The sequence below is a fragment of the Tunturibacter psychrotolerans genome, from assembly GCF_040359615.1.
Classification (GTDB): Bacteria; Acidobacteriota; Terriglobia; order Terriglobales; family Acidobacteriaceae; genus Edaphobacter; species Edaphobacter psychrotolerans.
Genome location: NZ_CP132942.1, coordinates 4173667 through 4196854 on the forward strand (window position 1 = coordinate 4173667; position 23188 = coordinate 4196854).

Genomic DNA, 23188 nt, shown 5'->3' on the forward strand with positions numbered 1-23188 from the left:
TCCCGGAAGTCCAGCTAGACCAAGACCCGCTACACCAGGATGAGATTGCAGCCGATGGCCCGCAATTTTTCCTGGACCTCTTCATCGAGGCTCGTGTTACTGATAACGGTGTCGATCTGTGAAAACAGCGCAATGCGCGACATGCTGCGCTTGGAAAATTTGCTGGAATCGGCCACCAGAATAATTTCACGCGCAATGCGAATCATCGCCCGGTTCACCATCGTCTCTTCCAAGTTCGCTCCGCTTACACCGAAGTCGAGATCGCATCCTGCTCCGCTCAGAAAAAGCTTGTCGGCGGAGAACTGCTCGAACATTTGTTCCGCGAAGTGGCCGCTGATGGACGCCGACTCACCGCGCACCGTTCCGCCAACAATGAAGACCTGCACATCGCGCGCATCCAGCAGTTCAGCGGCGATGTTGACTCCGTTGGTAATCACCTGCAGACCCGGCTTTTTCTTGATTTGCCGAGCGATTTCCAAGGTCGTTGTGCCGGAATCCAGGATAATGGTTTCGCCGTTGTCAATCAGCGTGGCCGCCATCGCGCCGATGCGCCGCTTTTCATCCGAGTGGGTCTTCAGGCGCTCGTGTACGGGCGACTCCCGCAGGATTGTTTCCGGAAGGACCGCTCCCCCGTGGGAGCGCAGTACCAGGCCACGCTGATGCAATTCGTTCAGATCGCTGCGAATGGTTACGGCCGACGTATTAAACCGGGTGGCTAGTCCATTCACCCGCACCCGGCCGGCGCTGCGGATGATCTGCAGGATCTGCGTCCGCCGCTCCTCGGCCATCATTCCGTCTAGCGGCGTTTCAGCCGCCGATCCGCCGGTTGCCGGCTCCAGCGCCGAACCCTCTTCGGGATCATCCACTATCGAGCTATCTTTTATCATTGAACCACTCCGTATTTTCGTACAATCGCGCCTTAAGACTAACCTAACTCGACATCAAAAAAATAAGAAGATGCTACCTGCAAAGCATGCGACTAAGGAACTCGTCGGAGGATGGTGAGGCCTCATACTTTCCGCGATCATCAATGTTGGATCTTTGGAATGGGCCCAGACGTTATCTGGTAGTCTCCAAAGTGATCGAGCCTGATCAATCTAACTAGCTGTTTAGTCCGACATTCGATGGGTTGGGTCGAGGGTAATCGATAAACTTTTTTGCCAGCATGTGCAGATGTATTCGAATGGAGCCAGTCCCTTGAAGGGTCTCGAGTCGGCGTGCGAAGTTGTAGGCAGCCATGAAGGCGAAGGGATAGGTTTCGAGCTGTTGACAGGTATCGTAGGGGTAGCGCTGGGCGGTGGCTTCCTTGATGGTTCCATTCACCGTTCGACTTGGCCATTTGTCCAGAGATGGTTTGGTGGGTCGGTGTTCGATGCCATGGGCGCGGCACACTCGGTTGAAAGGATGTCCTCGGAAGCGTGCGGTAAGGCCTTGGCGGTTTTTCGCAGGTTCTGTGAACTGGATGCCGTTGTCGGCGAGTACGCTGTGAATGCGATAATGAATGGCTTGTAAAAGCGCTTCTAAGAAGAAGATCCGACCCGGATTCCGGCTCGTTCGAGGAGTTCAACGAAGGCGAACTTGGAGGTGCGGTCGATGGCGACGAATAGATAGAGCCTGCCTTCCGCCGTACGCACCTCGGGCCAGGTCGATATGGAAAAAGCCAATCGGATAGCTGTTGAACTTCTTCCTCTTCGCTTGTCCCCTTCCACTTCGGGCTGGCGGCTGATTCCAGGACTCGAGACAACGATGCAGCGAGCAGCGGGTCGACGCCGGGATTGTAGCCTGCAACTCGTAGAGACAGTCATCGAGTGTCAAGAGAGTGTGCTTGCGAAAAGACAAGATTAGAGTTTGCACCGCGTCAGACGAATCAAATCAGCATTGGCAAATTGTTATGCGACCTAACTCGATGAGGTAAGTTTTTGTGAAAACACTCGCGCTACCGTTGGCCTTGACGTTAATTGCTGGAGGGTCTGGGGGACAGACGTCCACGAAAAGCACTCCTGATGTTAAACCTGCATCCACGCCGGTAATGGGTGCTTTCAATGACCAGGAGCTGTTGCAATTCACAGCGCTCGAACCCATTGATACCCACACTCATATCTACGAGAGCGATCCAGTGTTCTTTGCGATGCTACAGAAGCTTCACCTACATATTTTGGATATTATCGTCGTGGCCGATAACAACACCCCTGAGAGGAAAGATTTATCAAAAGAAAGCAAGGATGTCTTTGAAGTCGTTCACAACAGTAACGGCCATGCGGCCGCGTGCACAACATTCGATGTGTACCGCTTCAATCAGCGCGACTTCGTGCCTGCTGCGATTCGCCAGCTTAACCAAAGTTTCGATGAGGGGGCCATCGCAGTAAAACTATGGAAGAACGTCGGAATGGAAATCAAGGATGCCAAAGGCAACTATATCCTTCCGGACGATCCCTCCCTTGAGCCTATCTACAAGGACATCGCTGCTCACGGCAAGACACTTGTTACACATGTTGCAGATCCCGACACAGCGTGGTCTCCTCCAAATCCTACTGACCCTGACTTCTCCTACTTTGCGGACCATCCAGAGTGGTACATGTACAAGATCCCCCATTCCCCATCCAAGGAGGCAATCCTTCTGGCACGCGATCATGTGCTTGAAAAAAATCCAGATCTTCGCATGGTTGGAGCCCACTTTGGCAGTATGGAAGGAGATTTTAGCCAAGTAGCCCGGCATCTAGATCGCTACCCCAACTTTGCCGTAGATCTTGCCTCTCGCATACCTTATCTAATGATGCAACCCCGTGCCGATATGATCGCTTTCATAACTAAATATCAAGATCGGTTGATCTACGGTACCGACGACACAATCAACCCACAGGACAATGTTCATCAAATGGTAAGAAGATCCGAAGCATCCTACGCGCGGGAATGGCGTTTCCTTGCAACGGATGATACTTTGGATTTCCGTGGCCACAAGGTTGAAGGTTTAGCTTTGCCTGGGCCGGTGTTGCGGAAGCTATATCATGATAATGCGGTTCATTGGTTTCCCGGCATTCTTGGTAGCTCCCACTGAGTTCCAAATAGTCTTTGACAGTTCGGTTCTTTAACTTCGCTCAGCGGCTGCACCACTACTGCGTTGATCCGTGTGAGAGCAGTGGTGCTGGCGCTGATGCCGATGGCCAGTCTGAGAATGGCGACTGAGGGTTGGGTGTGGGCTACTGCGACCGCAAGCGGACACATAGATAGCCCAATCACCATGAAGACAGCACCAGCGGGTAAGAGGCTCACTGGCGTGCGGCCCTTCGCACTCTACTCACTGCGGTGGGCAGCGATGCATTGGCGCCGGGTCATTTCTACATTGCCATCGCGGCGATCATCCTCCCGGCACACAGTGATGGGCGCCGAGGTTGCGCTGGGGTAGACCGGAAGCGGCGTTTGTGTTTCTCCGGGCGGTTCTGTTGGACTGCAGCACTTCGCGATCGAATTTCCCGAGTACACTGCCGTTATCGTGTTGGCGCCTCGCACAAGCTGCGACGCACTGATCGGCATACTTGCCTCAGACGTCGTAGCGCTGGTCGGCAGCAGGGTTTGCGTTGCCAGCAAGGTCGACCCAAGCATGTAGTTCACCGTACCGCTCGGCACACCGGCGCCGCCGGGAATGGCAGAGACCGTAGTAGTCAGAGTGGTTGAATAACCCGGCTTAAGAGTATCCGTCGCCGCAGTCAAATCCACTCTCAATTTGTTGTGAACGCTGGTTCCGGTGTTTTGGTAGGCACCTATGTCAATGCTCGAGCCCTTCGTCCGGCGATTACCAAGGAAGTCGGTGCTTCCATAAATGGAGTTGGGCGAGCTGCCGTGAGGATCACACCAGCCAACGCTGCACGACAGGCTGGTGCTGCCAGCTCCGACGGCCGGAGAAGTCGGGTGGATGTCAAAATTCGAAGGCATGTCTCCTATATCCACGAACTGCGGGTTCCTGTTCACGGAGTTTGCATCTTCGCCGCTGGTGCTCTGCCAGTTTGCAAAACTCGTGTAGGTGCTCACGTCAGCCCACAAGATTGACGTTCCTTCCACGTATCCCGCCTCTGAGTGGTACAGGTTCCAATTGAGAGTGGCAGGCGGGGCAGAGTACTCCGTCGAAGCTGGGTTGTAGCTGTTGATCCAGATATTGGGTGAACCGGAGTAGACAATGTTGTTTTCGAAGTAATCTCCTTGAGCATTGCCTACCTGGTTCTGAATCTGGTAGTCGCCGCTTGGGGTGCCTTCATCTGCGCTGCCTGGTTGGGCACCGTTGTCATAGAGAGTGTTGTTGACGAAGACATCGTGGTAGCTGCTGCCTCCTCCATTACTCCCGCCGCCTTTCTTGGTCGCGAGCGCATAACCTCCGATGGACATACCGCAGGAATTTGCCTTGTAGAACAGGTTGTTGCGTACTGTAGCGAACATGCCGTAGCACGGAAGCTTGCCTCTGGCGGCCGTTCCAGTGTTGTTTGGGCCAGACCACTCAGTGCCAGTGGCTTGGCAAACCTGATTCTCGCTGGTTGTCTCGATGCCGTAGTCGACCTGGAAGATCACGTTTTTCTCGAACGTGACATATCCGCACCCGTCACAATAGAGTCCGTCCGCGTCATATTCACGACCCTCGCTCGGATTCGCTATTCCGCTGATGTTATAGACCGTGTTTCCGCTGACCACCCCATAACTAGCTTGGTCGTAGCCGACTGGACCGGTGCCTTCGTATCCAATGATGTCGATGCCGATGTTGTTATTGTCGTGAACGAGGTTATTGGTGACTTTAAAATGGGTCACGTTCCCGTTTAGGGTCATCGACTCGCTATTACCGGTCTTCAGGTTGTAGAGCTCGTTGCCACTGACAACTAGCTCGGTGATGGGAGTCTGCGATGTGCCGTATGCAAACAATCCGCAAGCGTTGCCGCTCTTTGTAGTGGTCACGATGTTGTGGATCAGATTGTTCAGAATTTGGATCCCCGTGCCCGAGCCCGTGATCCAAACGCCACATGGAACCCCCTCACCGCTCGTAGACAAATTGCGGAGTTCAAACCCACTGATGGTGATGTAGCTCAGGGCTCCCGAGATCGTGATGAGACCTTGCGTGCCCGATACGGTTAAGCCGGTCCCGTCGATTATCGCCGTCTGTCCGGGATAGCTCTGGAATGTAATTGGCGCCTTTGCCGTTCCAGAATTCGGGAAGCTGACAATCTCGGTGTAAACTCCCCCGAAGACGTACACTGTGGCGCCTGCCGTGGCTGTATTTGCCGCTTTCTGGACGGTTAACCATGGGGCGGCGAGAGTTCCGGGATTGCCGTCGCTCCCGCTCGTGGACACATAGTAGGTGGCCCCAGTTTGTGCGCCAAGCGAAATTGAAGCGAACAGAAACAGGATAAGAGAAGAGAGTATCGAAAACCCAGAGTGCTGGTGAGACCGGGAAGCTGTGCGGAATGTCATTTCGAATCTCCTTCTCCTCTACCTTTTTGCTTGGACGCATCTTATACCTAACTTACGAATGGTTGTCAATAATGCTTTTTGTCTTTCACGTTGCGCCAAAGACGACCGCACGTAATTTCGTTTAATTTCATATAATCTCAGCCCGCGAATTAGCTTTGTGTCGAGAACGGTCCAAGCCGCCCAATTCCGCATAATTCGCTTGACTTCTTTAAGGATGGGAGTTGTGCCTGCTCCTTCACCGTCATGGACTTGCACCATCTACTCCTTGCCTGTCTCCCGACGCAACGCACAAATTTCCGTTTCTTGAGGTGCCCACCTAAGAGAAATAGCATTGAACAAAATGTCGGAGGTGAAAAGAATATTCAATCCGAGAGTTGCGCAGCGAATTGGCGCTCGGTTTCGTTGAATGGCACCGGCCACTCTAATCGCTTTCCCAAGCGGGTTCACAAATCATCGAGGCCTACTCTTCATCCAGCAGATTTAAAAAAACTGAATAAAACGGCCATAAACGGAATTTCTATATTGAAAGATGGAAACTGCTGTAACCCCACCAGAACCCAGCTACATCGAGGATGCCCAACCGCCGGTTTACCGGAATAGTAACCCTGCGGCAAATAACAACAGTAGACGATCGATTGACTTCACAAGGCGTGCACCAGAAGTCGACGATCCCCAGATTTAGGGGCACTCGCGTTGCAGGACGGCATGATCGGAGAACAGGTGCGCCAGATGCACTTCGGCATAGGCTCCCAGCCCTTGCGAAGTCAAGATAGACGGAGTCAATGCTGAAGTCGTTCCGAAGGTCGAACCTCCCTGCGCCGCGATTCTACCCGTCAAATTTGGGGGATTGCTGAAGTGGGTATCTTCTATTCATGATGGCCAAGAAATACCGGTGCGATGTGGCGCTTATACAGGTTTTCGGTCACGTTGACGGCAACAACTGCTTCATTGCTCTCCAACAGGTCGAGGTAGCGCGTTCCCATCTTAGCCGCGATCTTGAAGCCCACGTGCAAAAGCTGACGAAAGCTGCTGTTGTATCGCGGTTCACGAGGGTTGTGGCGCAACGCCGAGGTGTACTGCTGCGAGTCCCATTTACTTACTTCGAGGGGAAAAGGCAGTTTAGCCGGATCGATGTCGATCACCGATGCATAGGGGCCGCATAGTTCTTCCCGGTGAGCATAAGCTTCGGCGTAGATTTCCTTCGCCAGCGTCAGCCCATCGCCACCGGCTTCCGCGAGGCCGATCAGTTCCTCGAGCCAGGTGGTGCCAGCGGTCTTGAGGTGTACACCGGCATTGAAGCGCTTCATCGTGTCATGGATAACCGGATAGATCGAGAATTTGTCGCTGCCGGAATGTATGCTCGGCTTAAGGTTCCCCGGCAGATCATAGTGCTTTATGGCATAGGCGATGGCTGCGAAGTCGAGCGCGAGCTCTTTCTCGAACTGCTCAACGTTTCCGACGTAGTCCACACCTTTGTTGAAGCGTCCGCTGAACTTTGGAGCGATAGTCTGAATCGGGATCTGCTCGTCAGCTATCGCAGCGAGAATAATAAGCAGCTCCACCGGCGTTTGCGCAGAGTCAGTCTCGTCCATCGAGACTTCCGGGATGAAGTTCCCTGTCCCTTTTGTCTGCTCGATCTTGCGGTAAACTTCGCCGGCTTTTTTAACAGCGAAAAGAAATTTGCCAGCCGCGTCGCGAAGCAGATCCCGAGTAACCTCGAAGGTCTCATCGATTCCTTCCAGCGTAACCGTTCCTAGGAGCTCCGTGTGGCGCTTCACAAAGGCTTCCGTATCTGCGGCCGAAGCTGGTTTGCCAATCTCGTCGGCCACATCCATGGTGTAGAAGTCGCACGGGGCGAGGAAGCGATCTACGGTTTGAAGCGTTATGTGATCGGCGTCGCAAAAGTAAGAATTGTCCCAATGGAGCGCCGTCACGGCGGCATCGGCAGCTGCACGGGTCGCTGCCGGATCTGAGCCAATGATGGTGTGTTCGCGATTCGATTTGTTCCATACCGGCACCACCACAACACCTTCCTGCAACGCCTGAATGCAAGCCTGCAACTGCGCCTTCGCCTGGCGCGCAAACCGGTCGCCTGTACCGACTGAGTATCGATTCAACATTCGTCTGTTCATTGACACTCTTAAGGCCCCTTTAAATTGCCGGTCCACCGCACCGTCTGCGGTCTGACCGGTCGAACATCAGTAATACTTCGATCGAGAGTACTAATCGCTTCGGCATTAATTATTATCACTTTGCCATTCTTCTCGCTCACGCCACTGAACTGACATCGTTCCCCTGCACAAGGTCGCGTTTTTCCCGCTCGATCTGGTTGACACGAGGTTGGTGTGAAAAAAAGGCAACCAAGTACGGTCCATCGCGCGGATCGCAATGCGGCGAGTAAACTGCCAGGCAAGGCACCACCGCGCACAATAGCCATCCGCCACACCGATGAGGCTGAACTCGTAAGTCGCCGCTCGCTCCCTCCAAACGTCAGGATGCCTTGTCACCAACCTGCGGTGCCTGATCGGCCCCGGTATTTCTGATCCAAAACAAATGTTAGTCTTCAGCAAAATCTGAAGGGAGGTTTTGCATGAAGAAGAAGCGACCTTCTTTGGAGCTAGTCATCCTCACTACAGCAGCGGTCGATCCTGTTACAGGAGGCGTCGCGCTGGCTTGGGTGATACGCGCGGCAGTGTGACCAACAAAGAAGTAAATCACTATGGCGTGTTTCTTGATCCGCGCGAGTTGAAATAGCCATAGAGGTTCATCGCCCTATTGATGAGTTTCTTCGGTCTTAGGTAAGTGGTGCCGCCAGGGTCAGGTTCCGTGAACGAGTCGTCTTGCATTGACGAGTCATCAGGTAGTAAATCTCCCGCGCGATCTGGCGATGGTGATCGGAGTCAAGTTTTGCGCTTTCAATTGTTGATTGAGTTCAGCAAGCGGACCTTTCATCAATGCGGCTCATTCTTGAATCTGCGCAGCGGACGCTTTGTGCGCCTGCCCGTAGAGTTCAAAGGCCTGCGTTGGGATTTCGCGCTCCGAACTTTTCGAGACGTGAAGTGCCGCTGTGAATGCGGTATTGGCTTCATCCAACCCATTGGCTTTTCTGCCTAAGACAGTTTGTCCCGAGAGCAGAGCATCGATCGAAGCGGTGAGGCTGGAAACTTTTTCTGGAGATGCGGTTTACGGCTGTTTCCATCGATTCAGGCGTTTTTCTTGCGAGTTTCGGATGTTTTCTTGGGCGGCAGGGGAAGTATTCTTCTAGGTTACATATTGCTACGATTGTCTCCGCAGAGCGAAGTGTGAACATTGGGAATCTCCTAAAGCTCGTGGGTGCCCGCCCAGCGAGCACGGTAAAAGTCGGCCCTGCAAAGACGAAGGCACAATCAGGGCACTCTTCTAGCGGGAAAATGCTCTCAATGTGCCGTTCCGCTCCCAAAATTTCGTAGTATATTTATGATTCCATTGTCCCTAAGCCCTTCACACGGCGGAAGTGGGTTAGGTTCAAATCCTGCTGTGCCCACCATCAAATCAACAACTTAGAGAAGCGCGGAACCCCACTTCCGAGCACTCATCCATGTCTTCGGTCCCGAGGGTTGGATTCCGCTATGGCGGGGTGGCGCGACGCCGGGGCAGGCGCACGTCCTCATCGTCCTCATGAACCTTCGCAAATTCAACACGATGTTACCGTTTCCAACACTCGTCGCATACGACTCTCGATTTGCACCCGTAAAAGGATACTGGCGAGGATGGATCAGCTGAGTTTGCTGTGGAAGGGATGGAGCGGTATGGCTTCACCGAGAGGCCAAATCGATGCGTCAGAAGCTGCTCGCGAATGCTCAAGGACTCGCAGATTAACAGCCATTCTTCGAGACCTACGATCCCGACACCGGACTGGGCCAGAACTCACCTAACTTCAGTTGGAGTGCACCTCACTATTTCCTTTTACTCCACCCTGGTTCCGAGACACTGTCCCTGCAGGGATTCTAGTCACGAATCCGGCAGCTCGGGCGCGAAGCACGCAGGCGTTCTGCAATCATTCTTGAGGAATATAGGTCTGTGAACGAGCCCTTTCCAGTGATCGACACTTTGCTGATCGAGTTTCCTAAAGCCCGTTAGGCGCAAGTCTATTCTCTAAGATGTCTAAGAGCGGCACTTGTTCGAGCCGGATGAGCTGTCGGGCGGTGGAAAGAGTAAACCAACGTCCCTCGTCGACCTCTGGGATTTCAAGGCGTTTCTTCGACTTCGGAGGCCACTCAATCTCGCAGGTGTTGCTCACAAGTTGGGCTGGGTCGCAGTCTCCCTCAAACGCCCAGGCAATGACGACTTTTCCGCTCTTTTGTCGGACGAAACCCAGCTCGATAAAGTCGCCGCTTGCAATGAATCCAGTCTCCTCGAAAAACTCGCGCTGCGCCGCTGCGAGCGGTTCTTCGTTTTCTTCATACTCACCCTTCGGAACCGTCCAAGCGCCCTGATCCTTCTTCTCCCAGAGGGGGCCGCCAGGATGAACAAGAAACACTTCCAGCTCGTCTTTGGGCTTGCGATACATGAGTAGCCCGGCGCTGCGTTTCGATTTTTTGGTCATTGGCTATCGGACATGCCCACTCGCTCCAAGCCAGTTGATGACTCGTAGAATGCAACGCGCTCGCATCAACGATGAAGAGGAATGACGGGCTCACTAAGTCTGTTAACGGGCTTCGACGCTGCTCACCTTGACGACTTTCTCTACCGGAGGTGTGACCATGCTGCTGGTATCCTTCATAGCTGCAATGGCCTTGTCGTAGCGTCCGGCGACGAAGTTGCCACGAATGCGGGCCATATCTTCGAGCATCTTGATGCCGTCCCTCAGGTAACTCATACGGCTACGTTCGTCGTGTCCCCAGGTGACGGGCACCTCGCGAACGACGTACTTTAGCTTGCGGGCGATAAACAAGATCTCAGGATCGAAGCCCCAGCGTTCGATGGTTTGCAGGCGAAAAATCACTTGAGCCGCAGATCGTTTGAAGGCCTTGAATCCGCACTGAGTGTCTTTGAATGGCAAGCCCATCACAGTTCGGGTGACCCAGTTGAAACAGCGACCGAAGAACTGACGGTAGAGCGGCTGGTGGATCGTCTGGCGGGTTCGGTCCATCCAGCGTGAGCCGATTGCCACATCTGCCCCGTCGTTCAGGGCGGCGATGAGACGCTCAGCTTCTTCCATCGGGGCCGAGAGGTCGGCATCCGTGAACATGACAATCTCGCCTGCGGCCTGCAGAAGGCCGTTGCGGACGGAGTAACCCTTGCCGCGATTACCTGGATTCTTCACGAGGTGAAGACGCGGATATTTGGTCATCCAACGCTGCACGATTGCGGCCGTGTCGTCGGTTGAGCCATCGTCGACGACCAGCACCTCTGCATCCCAGCCCTGCTCCGCGACACATGACAAGACCCGATCCAACGCTCGTTCGATCCGAGCGCTCTCGTTGTACGCCGGAATCACAATACTTAATTCTGGATGTGCCATTAGCAATCGTCAGACTTTCTTTTCAACTGCAGAGAGATGCACAGAGGAAGCTCCGGTTTATCATACTGCAATATTTGACGCATAAAGGCTCTGTTTAGCTCTATTTTCTGATGTTTAAATGTGTCCGCCCCTAGGCTGCGCATTGGTTGCGGGTACGGCTGCAACAATAGCGAACTGTGCACCAGAACAAAGGTCCCTGCTAAACTCCACAGCATGCAGGAAGACTTTTCAACACCCCCGCCACCACCGCCAGCGCCTCCCTACGCCCGGGCTTCGCAATACCCCTATCCGCAAACGTACGGTTCCATACCACCGCGACGTCGATCCGCGTGGTTTTATATCGGCATTATCGCTGGCTCTCTGGCAGCGGTCTTTTTGCTCGTCACCGGTATGGTCTGGTTCACCATGCGTTCAATGACCGGAAATTCAGCCGGCCTCGGGCTTGGCTCTGAAAGTATCGCCGTTATCGACATCTCAGGTGCGATCCTGTCTCCTGAGACCATCGACAATCAGTTACGCAAGTTTGGCGACGACTCGTCCGTGAAGGCGATCCTTCTGCACATCAATTCACCTGGCGGTGGAGCGGCGGCCTCGCAGGAGATCTACCATGAGGTACTACGGGTGCGGCGGGAGAGTCACAAAAAGGTCGTTGCCTCGATCGAGTCGGTCGGCGCCTCGGGCGCGTACTACATTGCGAGCGCCTGCGACAGAATTTACGCGAACGATGCCTCTGTTGTCGGATCGATTGGCGTCATTATGGAGTGGACCAACTACGGCGACCTGCTGCGCTGGGCCAAGCTAAAGAACGTGGTGATACACGCCGGAGAGTTGAAGGACGCTGGCGACCCGAGCCGAGATCTGACTCCCAAGGAGGAGATCTACTTTCAGTCGCTGGTCGACAACATGTACACGCAATTTATTCATGACGTCGCGACGGGACGCCACACCACTGACGATAAGATTAAACCGCTGGCGACGGGCCAGGTCTGGACCGGGCAGCAGTCGCTTCCACTAGGCTTAATCGACAAGGTCGGCGGCTACCAGGTAGCGCTCATGGAAACGGCAAGGGAAGCTGGAATCTCTGGGGAACCAAACGTGGTGCGCCCTGCAAAAAATAAGCGAGGGCTGTTCACGTTGCTCGCCGACGACGGCGAAGACCTCTTTCCAAACCCTGGCCAGATGTTGAACCGTGCCCCAGGTTTTTACTTCATGTGGAAGTAAGGTACGCTCCTTCAGGCTTTACCAGATTGAAACATCCCAACCTGAAAGGGCCATCGGGGAAATCTGGCTCTTTTTTGTCGACCGTCTGACGAAACCGACAGATTTTGCATCTTATTGGGCAACGATGAAAGCCTTCATACTTTTGATTTCTTTGGCAACCTTTTAACCTCCATCCCGTCTACAATCAACAACAACGGATTGTTTCACCACGGCCCCTATCGCCCTCCCCCCAGTACGAAAGGAACCCACCATGACTAAAGCCGACCTTGTTGATAAAGTGACCGCTCTTGGAGACCTGACCCGCCGTGATGGGGAGGTTATTGTCGATACGCTCTTCGATGCCGTCATCGGCGCGCTGAAGACCGGAGACAAGATCGAGATTCGCGGCTTCGGTAGCTTCCGAACCCGCCAGCGCAATGCCCGAACGGGCCGCAATCCGAAGACTGGTGCCAAGGTCGATGTTCCGGCCAAGCGGGTTCCCTTCTTCAAGCCATCGAAGGAACTGCGCGATTCGGTAAACCCGAACGGCGCCATAAAATCCAAGCCCGTGGCCTCGAAAAAGGTTGATAAAGAACACATCGATCCACACCATCCGCCTGCGATGTAAATACGCAACGGCCCATGAATAGCAGGTGCTTCGGCATCTGCTATTTTGCTTTGAGCTTCAGGATCTTGTCATTCGGTTATACCTTCGAGCACCACCTCTGAGATCGGCTCCGTACCAAACTCTCCTTCCCATTTCGCTACGACGACGCTGGCTAGGCAGTTTCCAACCACGTTGACGGTAGTTCGGGCCATATCGGCAAGCGCATCGATACCGAGGATGACAAAGATCGGCTCAGTGGGTAGGTGGAAAGTTGACGCTGTCGCAAGCAGGACGACCAGGATTGCGCGGGGAACGCCAGCGACTCCTTTGCTGGTCAGCATGAGGGTCACCATCATCAGAAGTTGCTGACCAAGCGACAGATGAACTCCCGCTGCCTGCGCCACAAAGATGCTGGCGACGGCGAGATAGATCGTGGAGCCGTCGAGGTTGAAGCTGTAACCGGCAGGGATGACGAACGCTACAATTCGGCGCGGAACCCCGAGAGCCTCCATCGACTCCATGGCACGCGGGAGAGCTGCCTCACTGGTTGAGGTTGCAAAGGCGATGCTTGCAGGCTCCCCCACAGCCGCGAGAAATCGACGAACCGGAACACGAAAGATGAGGGCCGCAGGTAGCAAAACAAGGAGGCCGAATCCGACTAACGCTCCATAAAGGGTGAGGAGCAGTTTGCCTAAATTGACGAGGACTCCAAGTCCCATCTGACCTACGGTAAAGGCCATGGCCGCCCCTACGCCGATGGGGGCGAAGTACATGACAACGTTGGTAAATTTGAACATTACCTCGCTCAAACTCTCGAACAAGTGCAGCACCGGCGTGCGTTTTTTTTCATCCAGACTCGCAAGCGCAATCCCAAAGAAGACTGCGAAGACGGCCACTTGGAGGATCTGGCCCTCCGCTATCGACTTGGCAATGTTTTCCGGAAAGACGTGCAGGAGGAACTCCTGCCAATGAGTCCGCGGAGGTGCGGAGACCGTCTCACCGGAAGTCGTTGCAGGAAGGGTCAAGCCCACTCCGGCGTGGCTGAGATTGATTGCCGCAAGGCCAATGACGAGAGCCAGCGTGGTAACGACTTCGAAGTAAATCAGGCTCTTGATGCCCATGCGGCCCACGCTCTTCAGGTCTCCGTGACCGGCAATGCCAGTCACCAGTGTCGCGAGAATCAGCGGCGCTACGATGGTCTTGATGAGCCGCAGGAAGATGTCGCTGAAGACGCGAAGGCTGGTCGCCAGCACCGGCGCATCGAATCCCAATTCAGCACCCGCCACCATGGCGACAAAGATCCACGGCGTCAGGGAGCGGCGCCGGAGCGCAAAGAGCGCCAGGAACACGATTGCGCCACACCGCAGAATCACCCCAGCATGGTGCATTCCCGGGCCGTGGATCAATCCCAGCGAGATTCCGACAGACAGTAAAATCGCAGCCGAAAGCAACAGAATGTGTTGAAAGTTCGTCTTTAACATCAAGTGCGAAGAATATCAGTCTTCAACAGAAAGCAAATGCCCTACAGATCACTTTCGTGCGCTGATAGCATATCCGCTATGCATCGCGTGACTCTGAGCAGCATCTTGTTCTGCATTATCGTCTCCGCTCCACTGATCGCGCAAAGCGATGCTGGAGCAGGCCCCGCTGCAGCAATCGGCTACGGCGCCTTCGCACAGAACCCCGGAGTCATCTCCAATCCTCTGTCCCAGCCAACACTTACACCCGGTACCCTGCTCTTGCTGGAACTGGAGGGGCGTTTTTCACAAGCAGTCACAGAAGGTGGCGGTAAAGCCTTCAGCAGTTGGTTTGCGGACGACGGAGTTACACTCAATAATGGAAAGCCCGCGATTCTTGGTCGAACCGCTATCGCCGCACAGGCCCAGTGGGATCCGAAAACCTATCAACTAAGTTGGGTTCCGCAAGGCGCTCAAATGGGTCCATCGAACGACATGGGATTTACCTGGGGTCACTATGAAGGTCGCAGTAAAGACAAAAACGGAGAGCCCGTGGTGATCTCAGGCCGCTACTTTACCGTTTGGAAAAAACTACCCAACGGCGCTTGGAAGGTCGCCCTGGATGCGAGTGCGGATGAACCGGCCGCGACAGGGGAGTGTTGTGTGCTTCCGAAGCCGTAAATCATTGCTGCAACAAAAGTAGGAGTGCGCAACGATTTGCACATAACCTACGATTGAGCTGTCGAAATGAATGCTCTCCTGGTCAAAGACGAAGCGTTGCGAATCGAGGCCCTCAATCAGTACGAGGTACTCAACTCTGCGCCCGATCCCATCCTGGACGACCTGACAAGTCTGGCTGCACAGATATGCGACACACCGGTTGCTGCCGTCTCGCTGATAGGTTCGGACCGCATCTGGCTGCGCTCTCGATTTGGCATTGACTCACTCGACGTCTCCCTCGGTAGCCTGCCCTGCGAGACCACCATCCTCGGCGACACAGTTTACGAGATCTCCGACGCGCGCAATGATCCCGACTATGCACCAGACGGCATTGTTCTCGAAGGCCGTCCCTATCGCTTCTACGCCGGCGCACCGCTGACAACTCCGGGCGGAGTGAGCATCGGCGCACTGCTCGTATTGGACCGTCATGCCCGCACGCTGACTCCGGCCCAGTCGTCTGCGCTCAGTGTTCTCAGTCGCCAGGTAATCACGCGTCTGGAACTCAACGGTCGCATTCGACAGATGGATCGCGCGGCTCGCTCGCGACAGCGCGTCGAGTCCGCTCTTACAGTGGAGCGCAATTTTGTCTCGGCCGTTCTGGACACCGTAGGCGCGCTGGTCGCTGTGTTCGATCCAGCCGGCCGCATCGTACGTTTCAACCGTGCGTGCGAAAACGCCTCCGGGTACGACTTCCCCACCCTCGTCGGCCGCTATGCGTGGGACAAACTTATTCCGCGACAGGAGATTCCCGAAGCGATCGAGACCTTCGAACGTCTACGCTCCGGTCACTTCCCCGCCGCCTACGAAAATCAATGGCTCAACCGTGATGGCAGCATACGCCGCATCGCCTGGTCAGCGACCGCCCTCACCGATACACAGGGTCAGGTCGCATTCATCATTGCCACAGGCATCGATGTGACGACACAACGAGCAGCCGAAGCCACCTTGCGCGAGAGTGAAGCTCGTTACCGCCAGCTCGTCGAAGGTTCGCTGGGTATGGTCTGCACACACGACCTTCGCGGCACGCTACTGTCGATCAACACCCACGGCGCAGAGACATTGGGCCGCAGCGTGGAGGAGATGACCGGACACAATCTCGAAGAGTTCATTGTGCCGGAAAAGAAAGCTTCGATGCCTGCTTACCTCAAAAAAATAGGCGAAACTGGCGAAGCTCAAGGTCTTCTTCATCTTTCCCACAGCGATGGAGAGATGCGCGTCGTTGCCTATCGGAATAAGCTCATCGTCGTGCCTGGACGCGCCCCATACGTTCTTGGCTTCGGCGTCGACATCAGCGAGCAGGTTCGGGCGGAGGGCAGACTTCGTACGCTTACGCGGCAGTCGGACTCCATCCTCGAGTCGGTCGGCGATGGTATCTACGGTATCGACCTTGACGGCAAAGTCACGGTGGTCAACTCCGCTGCTGCTCAGATGCTTGGGTACAAACAAGAGGAGATGCTGGGCCGCAATATGCATCAACTCATTCATCACACTCGCGCGGACGGCACGCCCTATGCCTCTGCCGACTCACCCATCCGGAAGAGTCTCACCAACTTTGCCACCGTCCGCATCTCAAACGAGATCTTCTGGCGCAAAGACGGTACCTCTTTCCCGGTAGAGTACGTCGCGCGTCCGCAGGTCGATTCACAGTCTCCTGACACCAACGGCGTCAAAGCGCTTGGTGTCGTCGTTGCGTTCACCGATACAACCGAGCGTCGCGCCCTTGACCGCATGAAAGACGAGTTCATCTCCACCGTCTCTCACGAGCTTCGCACCCCGCTCACCTCGCTGCGCGGAGCACTCGGCCTCCTTGCAGGAGGCGCGCTGACCAATCGTCCAGAGAAGACCCAGCAGATGCTCGAGATCGCCATTAGCAACTCAGACAGGCTAGTGCGGCTGGTAAACGATATTCTCGATCTCGAGCGGATCAGCAGCGGTAAGACGGAATTGCATTCGACGATGTGCAGCGCTGAAGATCTGCTGCGACGAGCGGCGGGCGTTCAACAGACACGCTCCCCTCGACCAAATATCCGCATCTTCTTTGCGGCCCACGGCGTCAACGTCTGGGCCGATCCCGATCGCATTCTGCAGACACTGAACAATCTCATATCGAACGCAATCAAATTCTCTCCGGAGGGCAGCGAGATCCATCTCACTGCGCGAAACATCGACGAGAATGAAGCGCTGATCGAGGTTCGCGATCAGGGCCGAGGCATTCCTGCCGATAAGCTCGAACACATCTTCGACCGCTTCCAGCAAGGTGATGCCTCGGACTCACGCGCGATGGGCGGCACAGGTCTGGGCCTTGCAATATGTCGCAGCATCGTAAACCAGCACGGCGGCCGCATCTGGGCCACCAGCGCCCCTGACCAAGGTACTATCTTCTACTTCACGCTTCCTACCAAACCCAGCACCAACCTGCTTTAGACCTCACTCATCGCCCTCACGCAGTTTGGCAATCACCGTAAAATCTTCAAGCGTCGTGGTATCGCCCTTTACCTCGCCTGTAGTGGCGAGTTCGCGTAGCAGACGTCGCATGATCTTGCCGCTGCGCGTCTTCGGCAAAGCCTGGGTGAAGGTAAGGTCGTCAGGGCGCGCCAGCGCGCCGATCTCTTTCGCCACCCAGTGCCGCAGCTCCTGCCGCAGCTCTTCGCTGGGCTGGTGACCTCCTTCGAGCGTCACAAACACTGCAATCGCCTGCCCCTTCATCTCGTGGGGTCTGCCGACTGCAGCCGCCTCCGCAACCTTAGGATGGGCGACAAGCGCGGACTCTACTTCCATGGTGCCGAGCCGGTGACCACTAACGTTGATCACGTCATCGACGCGGCCCATCAGCCAGAAGTAGCCGTCCGCATCGCGGCGTGCCCCATCCCCGGTAAAGTAACTGCCCGGAACCTCACTCCAATAAGTCGCTTCATAGCGTGCCTGGTCGCCATAGATAGTTCGAGCCATCGACGGCCAAGGCTTGCGCATGACAAGCAGTCCGCCATGGCCATCCGGAACGGGGTTTCCTTCTTTTGTAACTACTTCGGGAACAATTCCAAAGAAGGGGCGGGTGGCGGAGCCAGGTTTGGCAGCCACAGCACCAGGGATCGGCGCGATCATGATGGCGCCAGTTTCGGTCTGCCAATACGTGTCAACGATGGGGCAACGCTCCTTGCCGATCATGCGGTGGTACCACATCCAAGACTCAGGATTGATCGGCTCACCTACTGTGCCCAACAAACGTAGTGACGCGAGCGAGTGTTTCTCGACCCACGCGCTCCCCCATTTCGTAAATGCACGAATTGCTGTCGGAGCGGTGTAGAAGATGGTGACCTTGTGGTCGTCCACGATCTTCCAGAATCGATCGCACTCCGGCCAGTTTGGTGCTCCCTCGTACATCATCACCGTAGCGCCGTTCAAAAGCGGGCCATAGACTACATAGCTGTGGCCCGTAACCCATCCAATGTCGGCGGTACACCAGTACACATCGTCATCGCGCAGATCGAAGACGTACTTGCTTGTGAGATAGGTCTGCACAGCGTAGCCCCCGGTCGTGTGCAATAAACCTTTGGGTTTGCCGGTAGTTCCGGAGGTATAGAGAAGATACAGCGGGTCTTCTGCGTCCATTCTTTCCGCAACACACGCCGGCGCGGCCTTTTCCATCTCCTCGTGCCACCACAAGTCGCGACCCGGCTGCATCTTAATCGGCGAGCCAGAACGACGAAAAACCACAACATTCCTTACCGTTGAGCACTTCTTTAGCGCCTCGTCCACGATCGCTTTCAGCTGAACCTCGGAACCTCGGCGATAGCTTGTGTCCTGAGTGATGACCGCGACACAACTGGAGTCGTTGACGCGGTCGGAGATTGCCTGGGCTGCAAAGCCGCCAAATATGACAGAGTGCACCGCGCCGATTCTCGCGCAAGCCAGCAGTGCAATGGCAAGCTCGGGCGCCATGCCCATATAAATCGCGACTCGATCGCCGCGCCTGATACCCAGCGACTTCAGTACGTTGGCCAACCGCTGTACCTGCTCGTGCAGTTCACCGAAGGTCAGCTTGCGGACCTCGCCCGGCTCGCCTTCCCACAGCAGAGCAACTTTGTCCCTACGAGCTCCCAATGCGTGGCGGTCGACGCAGTTGTGCGAGAGGTTCAGTTTGCCCCCGACAAACCATTTTGTATGAGCTGCTTCGCCATCCATCACCTTCGTCCAGGGAGAAAACCACTCCAGTTCCTGAGCAGCCTCGCCCCAGAACTCCTCCGGATGCTCCACGCTTTGCCTGTATAGGGTCTCGTACTGCTCCAGGCTCTTAACCTGAGCCTTCGCGGCGAACTCCGCGGGCGGAGGAAATACCCTATTCTCCCGCAGACTTGAATCCAGATCCGTACTCTCTTCAGACATCTCCCGCACAGCCCTCCGTGATTTCATCCAGCAAGGTGAAGGTACCCTATACAACTCAACCCGAGCAACCCGCCGTTACATTTAGGTGACACTCGTGCCTTTGGAATCATGTATGGTGGTTTCCGCATCTAGATTTTGAATGAAACGATAGGCTTTCCGCTGTTTTCTGTTTGACGATGTACGACGTAACAACTCCCGAGGTTTTCAATGGCCCTGGCTTTTCTCGATCGTGACCGCTCTGTAGCTCCCGCAGGATATAGCCGCTGGCTGGTACCGCCAGCCGCCCTGGCAATCCACCTTTCTATTGGTCAGGTTTACTCCTTTTCCGTATTCAAGAATCCCCTCCTGGCGTTGCATGCGGCTGACGGCTCCGCTTGGAACCTGAAGGAGGTCGGCTATATCTTCTCGATTGCAATTGCCTTTCTGGGCATCTCTGCTGCACTCTTCGGGGCGTGGCTCGAGAGAGCGGGTCCCCGTCGCGCGATGTTTTACGCCGCAATATGCTTTAGCGCGGGCTTTATCATCGCCTCGTTTGGAGCCAGCACCCATCAACTGGCTCTGATCTATCTCGGCTACGGCGTCGTCGGCGGGGTCGGCCTCGGACTGGGATATATCTCGCCCGTATCCACGCTCATCAAATGGTTCCCTGACAGGCCAGGTCTCGCTACCGGTCTCGCCATCATGGGCTTTGGCGGGGGCGCTATGATCGGCGGACCTCTTGCCAACAACCTGATGGCCCACTTCAAAGCCTCCGGGCAGCCGTCAATTCCCTACACCATGATCACGATGGGCATTCTCTATTTCATCTTCATGATGTTCGGAGTATTCACCATACGCGTCCCGCCGACCGGCTGGAAGCCCGAGGGATGGGTGCCGTCAGTCAAGCATTCCGCACTCATCTCAAGCCACAACGTCGCGGTGACAGAGGCTTGGAAGACACCTCAGTTCCGGCTGCTCTGGGTAGTGTTATTCGTCAACGTAACAGCCGGCATCGGCATCCTGGAACAGGCAGCGCCCATGATTCAGGACTTGTTCAAGGGTCAGATCAGTCCCGCCGCCGCCGTGGGCTTCGTAGGTATCCTGAGCATCTTCAACATGGCCGGACGATTCCTCTGGGCTTCGGTCTCCGACTTCATCGGACGCAAAGGAACCTACTTTACCTTCTTCGTGCTCGGCGCCATCCTCTACTTCTTTCTTCCGTTCTCGCGACAGGACAAAATCGATTCGGTTCCTCTCTTTGTCGCGATCGCCGCGCTGGTCATCTCGATGTACGGCGGAGGCTTTGCCACCATTCCTGCGTACCTCAAGGATCTCTTCGGCGGTTTCAACGTCTCTGCCATCCATGGCCGGCTGCTCACCGCGTGGTCAGCCGCCGGCATCATTGGTCCCCTTATCGTTAACGGCATCCTTGACCACTACGTCGAAAACCACATGAACAAAGAGGACGCCTACCCACTCATCCTGCACATCATGTCCTGCCTGCTGGTCGTCGGCTTCCTGGCAAACCTCATGGTACGTCCGGTCGCTGAGAAATACTGGGTGAAAGACAAGACCCTCGTCTACGCAGACGGACCGGCCCATTAACCTCATCCGACGGAGTGCTTATCTCCGCCCCTTTCGACGTTCAGGAGCCATCTCATGGCAGATTCCAGCATCAAAAAGTCTTCCCCTCTTCTCATCGCCGCAGCGTGGATCATTGTGATCATTCCCACAGCATGGGGGCTCGAATATACCGTCAAGAACGCACTAAAGATCTTTGTGACGTCTACCCCCACGCCTAAACCACCTGCCAAATAATCTGGGAGTGGTCTCACAGCAACTCGACAAAAACGGTCCATTTGACATCGTGATCTAAGCAATCTTTGTGAGTAACGTCAGTAACACTTCGGGCGCAACCCGAATGCTTTTTGTAGGCATCAAGCCGGCCGGGAACTCCTACGAGACCATAGCGCAGCGCTGTAGACTCCCATTATCGTGAATTTTTACTGGCCATCCTTGATCGGCTTCTTTCTGGGTTTCGCTTTTGGCGTGGGATGTGCGCTAGCGGTGATGTACTCGATTTACATGGGAGGATATCGCGCCGCCGTACGCGACTCCCAAGTGCCGACACCGCCGGAACGCTATACAAAGGCGCTGGATAAGATCTCGGCAAAGTCATAGCGGCCGCAAATCTTCATCGCGACAAGTACTTTTTGATCAGCTTGACAATTCTCCTCGCGCCGCCAAGTCGTTGCGCATCTGCTTGACCTCAAGATGCAGTTCTTCGATTGACTTTCTCAACTCGGCCCTTTGCGCATCGTCGCTCATGGACTTAATCCCTTCGAGATAGAAGTTTCCATTCGGTTCGAGGACGCACTTCTCCACTTCGCTGAAGTCGTTAAATCCCTGCTTGTGGAGCACGGAACGCAGTTCAAGCTCCGTCAGCGCTTCACGTTTGGCCTCTTCCCAATCGACGACTCCATGACGAATCAACACCGATGGAGAGCCTTCGACGGCCTTATTCAGCTTTGGCATGTTGAAGAGCAGTCGCGACAGCAGCCAGTTAATGGTCAAGAGTGACAGCGCCCCGATTACGCCTCCCGACACTGTGTTGTCGTCACCAATCATGGCGTTTTGCACAGTGTTTGAGAGGCTGAGCAGCACTACAAGATCAAACGGGTTTAGCTGTGCTAACTCTCGCTTGCCGAATATTCGCAAAAAGGCGATTAGGGATATATAGACAATCATCGGTCGGAGAATCTTCTCCAACAACGGCAGGTGCATGTGAAACATGCTTTCGATCAAGTGATTCTCCTTCTACTCCGTTGCGACATCCGGAGCAGGACGTCGGCACGCCACACTCGACGTCCTGTTCGAGACCGTTTATGCATATCGTTTCTGATGCCAGTCCCACGCGCTAGCCACGATCTGGTCCAACTCCGCGTACTTGGGCGTCCACCCCAACTCCGCCTTAATCTTTGCCGAACCCGCGACGAGGACCGCTGGGTCGCCAGGCCTCCGTTCACATTCCTCGACAGGAATCGGCCTACCCGTCACGCGACGTACCGACTCGACAACTTCGAGGACGCTGAATCCCTGACCATTGCCAATGTTGTAAATCAGCCGGCTCTTCGTGTCGCTGAGCGCTGCGAGAGCCAGAAGGTGCGCCTCGGCCAGATCACGCACGTGGATGTAATCGCGGATGCAGGTTCCATCCTTGGTGGGATAATCTCGGCCAAAGATCTTGATGTTCGATCGCTTGCCGAGTGCCACATCCAGGATCAGAGGGATCAGGTGTGACTCAGGCTCATGAGCCTCCCCGTAGCCATCGATAGCTCCTGCTACATTGAAGTATCGCAGGCTGGCATACTTAAACCCGTGGATTAAGTTCATCCACCGAAGCATATGCTCCACCAACAACTTACTCTCTCCATAAGGATTCGTCGGCTGCAGCTTCGCATCTTCGAGAATAGGCGTCTTCTCAGGCTCCCCATAGCAGGCGGCCGTCGAACTGAAGACCAGTCGGTCGTGTCCGGTCGCCAGCATCGCCTCCAGAAGCATCAGAGTCGCAGCCGTATTATTTCTGAAATAAATCTCCGGCCGCTTCATGCTTTCGCCAGCTTCGATCAAAGCGGCAAAGTTCATGACTCCATCGAAACGGCCCTCACGCAGAGTCTCTTCGATCAAAGGCCGGTTCGCGATATCACCCTCAATAAACGTGGCGTTTTCAGCAACAGCCGAACGCCTGCTATGGCAAAGATTATCGAACACAGTAATTGCGTGCCCTTGAGACAGCAAAATCCTCGCGACTGTGCCGCCAATGTACCCTGCTCCACCTGCTATCAGAATCTTCATTAATTGTCTCCTAGTACCCTTCTTGGATACCACAAA

The 23188-nt window shown here is 55.1% G+C and carries 17 protein-coding genes and 1 pseudogene; 8 read left to right on the forward strand and 10 right to left on the reverse strand.

Annotation, left to right across the window (positions count from 1 at the left end; all coding sequences use genetic code 11):
* Positions 1 to 29 precede the first annotated feature (29 nt).
* On the reverse strand, positions 30 to 887 hold the full coding sequence (gene agaR / locus RBB77_RS17515) for a transcriptional repressor AgaR (RefSeq protein WP_353063024.1): 858 nt from the start codon (positions 885 to 887) through the stop codon (positions 30 to 32).
* A gap of 222 nt (positions 888 to 1109) precedes the next feature.
* A pseudogene (locus tag RBB77_RS17520) lies at positions 1110 to 1839 on the reverse strand (DDE-type integrase/transposase/recombinase); the annotation flags it as partial.
* Between the two features lie 82 nt (positions 1840 to 1921).
* Between RBB77_RS17520 and RBB77_RS17525 the strand changes: the two are divergent.
* Positions 1922 to 3055: an amidohydrolase family protein gene (locus RBB77_RS17525; protein WP_353063025.1), complete on the forward strand. Its 1134-nt coding sequence runs from the start codon at positions 1922 to 1924 to the stop codon at positions 3053 to 3055.
* Between the two features lie 236 nt (positions 3056 to 3291).
* Here RBB77_RS17525 and RBB77_RS17530 read toward each other — a convergent pair whose 3' ends face one another.
* The 4 genes from RBB77_RS17530 to RBB77_RS17545 all read right to left on the reverse strand — a co-directional run bounded on the left by RBB77_RS17530 (position 3292) and on the right by RBB77_RS17545 (position 10951).
* Positions 3292 to 5448 carry a hypothetical protein gene (locus RBB77_RS17530; RefSeq protein WP_353063026.1) on the reverse strand — a complete coding sequence of 719 codons (2157 nt, stop codon included), beginning with the start codon at positions 5446 to 5448 and terminating at the stop codon, positions 3292 to 3294.
* An 866-nt stretch (positions 5449 to 6314) separates the two neighbouring features.
* Positions 6315 to 7580 carry a tagaturonate epimerase family protein gene (locus RBB77_RS17535; RefSeq protein WP_353063027.1) on the reverse strand — a complete coding sequence of 422 codons (1266 nt, stop codon included), beginning with the start codon at positions 7578 to 7580 and terminating at the stop codon, positions 6315 to 6317.
* A 1973-nt stretch (positions 7581 to 9553) separates the two neighbouring features.
* On the reverse strand, positions 9554 to 10033 hold the full coding sequence (locus RBB77_RS17540) for an NUDIX domain-containing protein (RefSeq protein ID WP_353063029.1): 480 nt from the start codon (positions 10031 to 10033) through the stop codon (positions 9554 to 9556).
* A gap of 102 nt (positions 10034 to 10135) precedes the next feature.
* Positions 10136 to 10951 (reverse strand): dolichyl-phosphate beta-glucosyltransferase, encoded by an 816-nt coding sequence (locus tag RBB77_RS17545; RefSeq protein ID WP_353063030.1) that lies wholly within the window; start codon positions 10949 to 10951, stop codon positions 10136 to 10138.
* Positions 10952 to 11164: 213 nt separating this feature from the next.
* Between RBB77_RS17545 and sppA the strand changes: the two genes are divergently transcribed.
* Entirely contained in the window at positions 11165 to 12172 is a 1008-nt protein-coding gene (gene sppA, locus RBB77_RS17550; RefSeq protein WP_353063031.1) for a signal peptide peptidase SppA, read from the forward strand.
* Between the two features lie 250 nt (positions 12173 to 12422).
* On the forward strand, positions 12423 to 12779 hold the full coding sequence (locus RBB77_RS17555; RefSeq protein ID WP_353063032.1) for an HU family DNA-binding protein: 357 nt from the start codon (positions 12423 to 12425) through the stop codon (positions 12777 to 12779).
* A 68-nt stretch (positions 12780 to 12847) separates the two neighbouring features.
* Here the strand turns inward: RBB77_RS17555 and RBB77_RS17560 are convergent, their stop codons facing one another.
* Positions 12848 to 14239 carry a dicarboxylate/amino acid:cation symporter gene (locus tag RBB77_RS17560; protein WP_353063033.1) on the reverse strand — a complete coding sequence of 464 codons (1392 nt, stop codon included), beginning with the start codon at positions 14237 to 14239 and terminating at the stop codon, positions 12848 to 12850.
* A gap of 78 nt (positions 14240 to 14317) precedes the next feature.
* Here RBB77_RS17560 and RBB77_RS17565 point away from each other — a divergent pair, with 78 nt between their 5' ends.
* Positions 14318 to 14896 (forward strand): YybH family protein, encoded by a 579-nt coding sequence (locus tag RBB77_RS17565; protein ID WP_353063034.1) that lies wholly within the window; start codon positions 14318 to 14320, stop codon positions 14894 to 14896.
* 66 nt (positions 14897 to 14962) lie between these two features.
* Positions 14963 to 17359: a PAS domain S-box protein gene (locus RBB77_RS17570; RefSeq protein WP_353063035.1), complete on the forward strand. Its 2397-nt coding sequence runs from the start codon at positions 14963 to 14965 to the stop codon at positions 17357 to 17359.
* A gap of 3 nt (positions 17360 to 17362) precedes the next feature.
* Here the strand turns inward: RBB77_RS17570 and acs are convergent, their stop codons facing one another.
* Complete coding sequence (acs, locus tag RBB77_RS17575) at positions 17363 to 19318, reverse strand: acetate--CoA ligase (protein ID WP_353063036.1); 1956 nt, start codon at positions 19316 to 19318, stop codon at positions 17363 to 17365.
* 207 nt (positions 19319 to 19525) lie between these two features.
* On the opposite strand from acs, the gene RBB77_RS17580 reads away from it, so the two are divergent.
* The 3 genes from RBB77_RS17580 (at position 19526) to RBB77_RS17590 (ending at position 21478) form a co-directional block, all read left to right on the forward strand.
* On the forward strand, positions 19526 to 20902 hold the full coding sequence (locus tag RBB77_RS17580; protein WP_353063037.1) for an L-lactate MFS transporter: 1377 nt from the start codon (positions 19526 to 19528) through the stop codon (positions 20900 to 20902).
* A gap of 54 nt (positions 20903 to 20956) precedes the next feature.
* Positions 20957 to 21115: an MFS transporter small subunit gene (locus RBB77_RS17585; RefSeq protein WP_353063038.1), complete on the forward strand. Its 159-nt coding sequence runs from the start codon at positions 20957 to 20959 to the stop codon at positions 21113 to 21115.
* A 177-nt stretch (positions 21116 to 21292) separates the two neighbouring features.
* Positions 21293 to 21478: a hypothetical protein gene (locus tag RBB77_RS17590; protein WP_353063039.1), complete on the forward strand. Its 186-nt coding sequence runs from the start codon at positions 21293 to 21295 to the stop codon at positions 21476 to 21478.
* Between the two features lie 36 nt (positions 21479 to 21514).
* On the opposite strand, the gene RBB77_RS17595 is transcribed toward RBB77_RS17590, so the two are convergent.
* Both RBB77_RS17595 and galE read right to left on the reverse strand, forming a co-directional pair.
* Positions 21515 to 22102: a DUF421 domain-containing protein gene (locus RBB77_RS17595; RefSeq protein WP_353063040.1), complete on the reverse strand. Its 588-nt coding sequence runs from the start codon at positions 22100 to 22102 to the stop codon at positions 21515 to 21517.
* A gap of 78 nt (positions 22103 to 22180) precedes the next feature.
* Positions 22181 to 23152 (reverse strand): UDP-glucose 4-epimerase GalE, encoded by a 972-nt coding sequence (gene galE / locus RBB77_RS17600; RefSeq protein ID WP_353063041.1) that lies wholly within the window; start codon positions 23150 to 23152, stop codon positions 22181 to 22183.
* Between the last annotated feature and the right edge of the window lie 36 nt (positions 23153 to 23188).